The sequence below is a fragment of the Microcystis sp. BLCC-F209 genome, assembly GCF_041928595.1.
Taxonomy (GTDB): Bacteria; Cyanobacteriota; Cyanobacteriia; order Cyanobacteriales; family Microcystaceae; genus Microcystis.
Genome location: NZ_JBHFLL010000212.1, coordinates 20,264 through 28,071 on the forward strand (window position 1 = coordinate 20,264; position 7,808 = coordinate 28,071).

General features: G+C 43.3%; 5 protein-coding genes. 4 read left to right on the forward strand and 1 reads right to left on the reverse strand.

The window, feature by feature from the left end; translation table 11 throughout:
- The first annotated feature begins 113 nt into the window (after positions 1-113).
- From ppsA to ACE1AQ_RS13875, 3 genes are all read left to right on the forward strand, one after another.
- Entirely contained in the window at positions 114-2,555 is a 2,442-nt protein-coding gene (ppsA, locus tag ACE1AQ_RS13865) for a phosphoenolpyruvate synthase (RefSeq protein WP_008199212.1), read from the forward strand.
- Between the two features lie 430 nt (positions 2,556-2,985).
- Positions 2,986-5,310, forward strand: a complete 2,325-nt coding sequence (locus ACE1AQ_RS13870; RefSeq protein ID WP_110543200.1) for a GUN4 domain-containing protein — start codon at positions 2,986-2,988, stop codon at positions 5,308-5,310.
- 200 nt (positions 5,311-5,510) lie between these two features.
- The gene (locus tag ACE1AQ_RS13875; protein ID WP_374808600.1) at positions 5,511-5,945 is read left to right on the forward strand and encodes an endonuclease domain-containing protein; all 435 of its coding nucleotides are present in this window, start codon (positions 5,511-5,513) and stop codon (positions 5,943-5,945) included.
- A gap of 135 nt (positions 5,946-6,080) precedes the next feature.
- On the opposite strand, the gene cbiE is transcribed toward ACE1AQ_RS13875, so the two are convergent.
- Positions 6,081-7,349, reverse strand: coding sequence for a precorrin-6y C5,15-methyltransferase (decarboxylating) subunit CbiE (cbiE, locus tag ACE1AQ_RS13880; RefSeq protein WP_110543205.1), 1,269 nt, complete (start codon positions 7,347-7,349; stop codon positions 6,081-6,083).
- Between the two features lie 63 nt (positions 7,350-7,412).
- On the opposite strand from cbiE, the gene ACE1AQ_RS13885 reads away from it, so the two are divergent.
- Positions 7,413-7,808: NERD domain-containing protein (locus tag ACE1AQ_RS13885; protein WP_374808602.1), on the forward strand; the 396-nt coding region annotated here is incomplete at its 3' end.

The following is a 7,808-nucleotide window of genomic DNA, read 5'->3' on the forward strand; positions in this document are numbered from 1 at the left end:
ATCGTAGCTGAGTTTGCTATTATATAGTTTTGTAAATAAATATCAAACTCAAGGGTTTTTGAAGATGGTATGTCGCTAAACTGAAAGTATAAAGTACAGAGGTAAAAATACTTATGATGCTACTACAAGATGTTGCGAGAACCTCTAGAGAACAAGCATTAATTCTGTGGTTTGAAGAAGTAGACAGCAAAGATGTGGGATTAGTCGGTGGGAAAAACTCCTCCTTAGGCGAAATGATCCAACAATTAACCCCGAAAGGGATTAATGTACCCACAGGATTCGCCACCACCGCTTACGCTTACCGTCACTTTGTCGAAAAAGCCGGACTAGACGCACAATTAAGACAAATTTTCCAAGATTTAGACGAAAATGATGTGCAGAACTTGCAAGAAAAAGGTAAACAAGCGCGCACATTAATCCTCAATACACCGTTCCCCGATGATTTAAGTCATGCGATCGCTATTGCCTATCGCCGACTCTGTGAACGTTATGGCGATGATCTCTATCATTCCATTGATGTGGCCGTTCGATCGAGCGCCACTGCCGAAGACTTACCAGAAGCGAGTTTTGCTGGACAACAGGAAACCTACCTCAACGTGCAAGGGGTGAGGGGAGTTTTAGAAGCTTGCCATAAATGTTTTGCCTCTTTATTCACCGATCGCGCTATTTCCTACCGTCATCATAACGGTTTCGATCACTTTTCCGTCGCCCTTTCCGTCGGTGTCCAAAAAATGGTGCGTTCAGATCTAGCCACCTCCGGGGTGATGTTTTCCATCGATACGGAAACAGGGTTCAAAAATGCCACTTTAATCACCGCAGCCTACGGTTTAGGGGAAAATGTCGTGCAAGGTGCCGTTAACCCCGACGAATATCTGGTTTTTAAACCCACTCTTAAAAACGGCTACAAACCCATCCTCGACAAACGCCTCGGCAGTAAAGCCATCAAGATGATCTACGATGATGGAGGATCGCGTCTAACCAAGAATATCCGAGTTAACAAGCTAGAACAGGATCAATTCTGCATTAGCGACCAAGAAATCCTCACTTTAGCCCGTTGGACGACCCAAATCGAGGAACATTACTCGCAAGTACGCGGAACCTACACCCCCATGGATATCGAATGGGCAAAAGATGGGATCACGGGAGAACTGTTTATCGTTCAGGCTCGCCCAGAAACCGTACAATCACAAAAAGCAGCTAATATCCTTAAATCCTACGAAATTAAAGAAAGAAGTCAAGTTTTAGCGGTGGGACGGAGTGTAGGTGCGGCAATCGGTCAAGGAAAAGCCAGAGTCATCCTCAGTGTAGATAAAATCAACAACTTTAAACCGGGAGAAGTTCTCGTCACCAATCGCACGGATCCCGACTGGGAACCGATTATGAAACAAGCAAGCGCGATCGTTACTAATCAGGGTGGTCGTACTTGCCATGCCGCTATTATCGCGCGAGAAATGGGCATTCCGGCGATCGTGGGTTGCAATAATGCCACGGAAACGATTAAAACTGGTCAGGAAGTCACAGTTTGCTGTGCTGAAGGGGATGAGGGGAAAGTTTACCTCGGATTGCTACCCTTTGAAATTATTGAAACTCCCCTGGACAATTTGCCCCAAACTCGGACAAAAATCCTGATGAATATCGGTAATCCCGAAAAAGCCTTCGCTTTTGCCGATATTCCTGCCCAAGGAGTTGGTTTAGCACGTCTAGAGTTTATTATCGCTAACCATATTCAGGCCCACCCCAGCGCCTTGCTGAAATTCCACGAACTGGAAGAAGGGGACGTAAAAGACCAAATCGCCGAATTAACCAAACACTACGAGGATAAACCCCAATTTTTCGTCGATAAATTGGCCCGGGGAATTGCCATGATTGCAGCCGCATTCTACCCCAAAGATGTAATTGTGCGGATGTCCGATTTTAAATCCAATGAATACGCTAATTTATTGGGTGGCAAACCCTTTGAACCCAAGGAAGAAAACCCGATGATCGGTTGGCGCGGCGCTTCCCGTTATACTGATCCTAATTATCGCGAGGCTTTTGCTTTGGAATGTCGGGCGCTGAAAATGGTCCGGGAAGAAATGGGATTAACTAATGTGATTCCGATGATTCCTTTCTGTCGTACCCCCGAAGAAGGGATGAGAGTCCTCGAAGAAATGGCGAAAAATGGTCTCGAACGCGGGGTTAATGGTTTGCAAGTTTATGTGATGTGTGAGTTACCAAGTAATGTAATTCTTGCTGACCAATTTGCTCAGGTGTTTGACGGATTTTCGATCGGTTCTAATGATTTGACCCAATTAACCTTAGGATTAGATCGGGATTCTGCCCTGGTTGCCCATCTTTTTGATGAACGGAATGAGGGAGTTAAACGCATGGTGAAAATGGCCATTGAAACCGCTAAAGCCCAAAATCGCAAAATCGGTATCTGTGGTCAAGCTCCCAGTGATTATCCCGAATTTGCTCAATTTTTAGTGGAATTAGGCATCGATTCTATCAGTCTTAATCCTGATTCTGTCCTCAAGACTTTATTGATGGTGGCAGCAGTGGAGCAAGGACAATAGTTTAGTGATAAAGGTGGGACTTGCCCACCTTTTTTTGTACTAAGCCAACTAACTTCATCATACTGAAAATACATATAGCCCACTATGGCTATTTTTTAGTTGTCTCTTAACAAAGATTAACTTTAAACTGCGATTAAGAGATAAACTTAGATTTCGTCAGGATTAAGGCCTAATTCCCGCAGTTTATTAATCGTTCCGCTCGTTGTTTTTCCTGATTATAGCTAGTGAAAGCTTGTCCATCGGGATAAAAAAGCGACATTTCCGGTTCGATCCCCCCTGCCCCCCTTGATAAGGGGGGTGCCGATCCCCCCTTAATCCCCCCTTGATAAGGGGGGTGTCTGATAATTTTTAACGCCTACCTACTTATAAGCCAATAACACCACTCTAAAGGGGTCTAGTATAATTAGAAGAGGTTGATCAAAGGGGGTTTATGGACGATAAAACCGCAAAGCCGGAAGAATCCGAATCTGAAGAGAAAAAAGAATCAGATTTTGACCAGGAAAAGGAACAGGCTGAAGTTTGGACGGGAAAAATCACTGCTTTTGTTGCCCATCAACTCCGAACCTCCGCTCCTTCCCTTCCAATTATCGGGGGTAGCATTACAGGCGGCTTAACTTGGCTTAGTCAACATGACACGGTTAAGGCGATTATTGTCGGGGGAGTCACCTTTATCGTCACGGGCTTTTTTACCTACGGATCAGCCTGGAGTCAAGGGTTTTTAGAAATAGCAAGAACCAAAGGTAAAAATCATGGTAAAGGTTCAGCTTTAAGCTTTTTTGTTTGGCTAGACAAAGGACTGGAAAAAATACGTTGGCAATTAGCTAATCCTGACGGGAAATATTTAATTAAATTACGGGATTCAGATTGTCGTTATGATGATATTGAAGGGATTGAAGATGCAATCTTTGGTTTTTCTACTCCGGAACTGGAAGAAATTTTTATTAATTTGGATCTGAGTCAATTAGAACTGCGCTCAGAAGAAGAATCTAAAGGTACGGGGGATGATATTTGGGATTTATTGCGACGGGCTAAAAAGAGGACAAATTTACGGTTGTTAATTCTGGCTCCTGGTGGACGAGGAAAAACGACTTTATTGCGTCATTTAGCCTATAACTACGCTCTAAAACAACCGAAACAAAATGCACCTGTTTTAATTCCTGTCTTTTTACGTTTACGGAGATGGCAGGAAGTGATTACCACCACAGAAGGATTAGATTTACCAACCTTAATTGAGCGACATCTTAAACAAGATATTTCTCAAGAATTAGATTTACCTCAGAACTGGGCTAAAAGTCATTTAACCCGTCAGCGAATGTTAGTGATGTTTGATGGTTTTGATGAAGTTAAACCCGAATATGCCGAAAAAGTCAGTCAATGGATTGGCAAACAGTGGCAAGATTTTCGCCAAAACTATTTTATTTTAACCTCTCGTCCCAAAGGCTATCAAGCGTTTAGCTCTGAGCATAAACCTCGGCAAAAGGTGTTTATTAATGAATTTACCGATAAAAATATTCATGATTTTGTGTATAAATGGTATTTCTGGCAAGAGCAGGAAACCAGAGTTAGCAGAAGTTTAAAAGCTAAACAAGAAGCTGCCGACAATAAAGCAAAGGATTTAATTAATCAGTTATTTGCTCTCGATGATTCTGGGGAAAGTTCTACTCTATTAGCCTTAGCGAGAAATCCCTTAAATCTGAATATGATAGTACAGTTACATCGGGCAAACTTTGGCTCCGGACAAAAATTACCTCAGCAACGAGTGGATTTATTTCGCCGAATTTTTGATCTGCAATTGATCACTCGCCCTCAAGCTAGGGGCATTGATATGATTTTAGATAACAATGAGGAAAATCATCGTCAACGGGTATTACAACAATTAGCCCTGAAAATGGGAAATACAACCACGATTGAATATTCAGAATTACTGAGTTTTATACAAAATTTTATTCAGGAATTGGGTTATCCTGAAAGCACTTCGGCTAAGGATTTTGTAGAGCGGTTAATTCATGTGAGTGAGTTAATTTTGAAAAGGGATGAATACTATGAGTTTGCCCATAATTTTTTTCAATCCTATTTAATTGCTTTGGAAGTTAAACGGTTAAAGCAGGAAAATTTACTCTGGGAAAATTGGGAGCAAAATCTCTGGTACGAGGCTTGTATTATGTATGCCACTTTATTGATTAATCCGACTGATTTTATTGTTCATTTTTATAATCAAGATAATCCTAAAGCTCAGGGATTAGCGGAGCGATGTTATCGAGAATTACCTGTTAAAAAACGTCGAGGTTTGGAATTTTTAGAACAAAAACGACAGACTTCTCTCTTTACCCAACTAGAAACCTTTCTGAAAAATGGCCAATGGCGCGAAGCCGATGAGGAAACGGCGCGGTTAATGTTGTTAATTGCTAAAAGGGAAGATGAAGGCTGGCTAGATGAAGAAAGCATTAACAACTTTCCCTGTGAAGAGTTACGCACGATTGATAAGCTCTGGGTAGATAATAGCGGCGGCAAATTTGGCTTTTCTGTGCAGAAAAAAGTCTGGCTGGATTGCGGTGGTGTCCCAGGGGAATACGATTATGATGTGTATAAAAAATTCGCTGACGAGGTGGGTTGGCGCGGGGACGGAGAATGGTTGAGATATGATGAGCTAACTTTTTCATTAGATGGAAGTGAAAAGGCACTCCTACCGATAGGCGCATTTAGGAGGACGCGCAAAATAATTGGTGGTACTCTTTTCTCGCGCAGCGACTTGTAACCTGTAATATATCACAGACTTATACATCTTAAACCAGTAAAAAGCCCCCCTTATCAAGGGGGGTTGGGGGGATCAAACCTATGCAATTAACCCATCATCTTAAACCAGTAAAAAGCCCCCCTTATCAAGGGGGGTTGGGGGGATCAAACTCAACCAGTAAAAAGCCCCCCTTATCAAGGGGGGTTGGGGGGATCAAACCTATGCAATTAACCAATCATCATCATCTACCCTACAATCCCAAACTCGTAGAACGAGCTAAAGAACTCCGTAAAAATATGACCAAAGCTGAAAGAAAACTTTGGTATGAATACTTAAAAATTTTTCAATATAGAGTTCATCGCCAAAGACAGATTGATCAATTTATTGTTGACTTTTATTGCCCCGAATTAAAATTAGTGATTGAAATTGATGGTGATAGTCATAATAGGGAAGATGCTCAGAACTATGACTTAGAAAGAACCCAAATTTTAGCAGGTTATGGATTAACAGTAATCCGCTTTACTAATCAAGAAGTTTTGAGTAATTTTGAGGAAGTTTGTGGAGTAATTGGAAGTTTGATCCCCCCAACCCCCCTTGATAAGGGGGGCTTTGATCCCTCCTTATTAAGGGGCTTTGATCCCCCCAACCCCCCTTGATAAGGGGGGCTTTGATCCCTCCTTATTAAGGGGGATCTGACAATTTTTAACACCTAACTAATTAGAGAGGAAAAGAATACCCAAAAAGTTCTATTGACAACTTTTGCAAGAGGGATCAAGGAGAAAATCAAGGATTTACAATCTCGGTTTCAGAACAGTCCACTGGGTTACGGTGGCCATTGCTTTCCAACCTAAAAACTTGCCGACTGGTTCGGCTTTTTCAATGCCAATTCGCAGCAGTTCCCCTCCTAATTTACTATGCCATTGCAAGAGGACTAATTCGCTTTCAATTGTAACAGTGTTAGCAACAAGACGACCCCCGGGGCGCAGGGCTAACCAACAGGTTTCCAATAGGTGGGGTGTGGTGATACCGCCACCAATAAAAATAGCGTCCGGTTGCGGTAAATCTTCTAGGGCGCTCGGTGCGATTCCGGCGACGATTTGCAGGTGGGGCGTTCCCAGGGCGGCGGCATTATCGGCAATGTATTGTAATCTGGTGGGATGATGTTCGATCGCAATAGCCTGGCAACGGCGATCGCTCCGCAGCCACTCAATGGCAATGGAACCACAACCTGCCCCCACATCCCAGAGCAATTGTCCGGGTAGGGGAGCCAATGTACTCAGAGTGATAGCACGAACTTCTCTTTTTGTCAACTGTCCGTCATGATGGTAGGCAGAATCCGGCAGTCCTGGAAGGCGCGGCGCCAGGGTGGGGGGATGGGAGGAGATGCAGCTAATGGCGATGACATTTAGATCCGCCAGATCTGTAAACTGCCAATCGTTGGCGATGCCTTGAATGTGGCGTTCTCGGGTTCCCCCTAGATGTTCTAAAACCGTGATCGAACTCTCGCCAAAACCTCCCTCCCTGAGCAGCCGAGCAGCGATCGCAGGAGTCTGGGCATCAGCACTCAGTACCAGCAGTTTAGCGCCGGGATAAAGCACCCCATTCAAGCAAGCCGGAGGCCGACCGCACAAACTCAAAGTTTCCACTTCACTCAGGGACCAACCCAAACGACTACAGGCAAGACTGAAGGCAGAAGGAGAGGGAATAATCGTCATTTCCTCAAGGGGAATCTGACGGGTGAGGGTGACACCAATCCCGTAGCACATGGGATCACCACTGGCCAAAACACAGACGGATTGACCACGACGGCGGATAATCTCGTTAACAGAGTCTTGGATGGGAGAAGTCCAGAGCAGTTTTTGCCGCTGATCCTCTGGAGGTAACATTGCCAGATGACGTTCACCACCGACAATAACTGATGCTAAAGAAAGCAGACTTCGCCCCACCGAACTTAACCCTTCTAAGCCATCTTCACCAATTCCTATAATCGATAGCCATTTCGACTGACAATTGCGATCCGCCATATTAAAAAAAATCGCTACTATTTCATTATCTGCCATCAGGCTCTATCCTTCAAACAAGATATAATCGGGTTAGTGCCAAGTTAATTAAGATGAAAAATTATGACCACCACTGCCGATGATGTTTGGAAATTATTAGCCGAATTAGCAGAAGCTCAAAAAGAAACCGAGCGGATTCTCAAAGAACAATCTTTAAAAACTGATCGCCAAATTACCAGACTCAGTCAAGAAATTGGTAATCTTGGGGGTAAATGGGGTCGTTTTGTCGAAAATATGGTAGCCCCAGCTTGTGAGACTTTATTTTTAAATCGTCAGATTCCCGTACATCAAGTTAGTCAAAGAGTCAGAAAACGTCTTGACGGTAAAACCCTAGAAATTGATGTGTTAGTAACTAATGAAAATCATGTGCTAGTAGTGGAAGTCAAAAGTAGTTTAAGTGTAGATGATGTCAAAGAATTAATCAAGAATCTAACAGAATTTAGGCAATTTTTCCCCGAA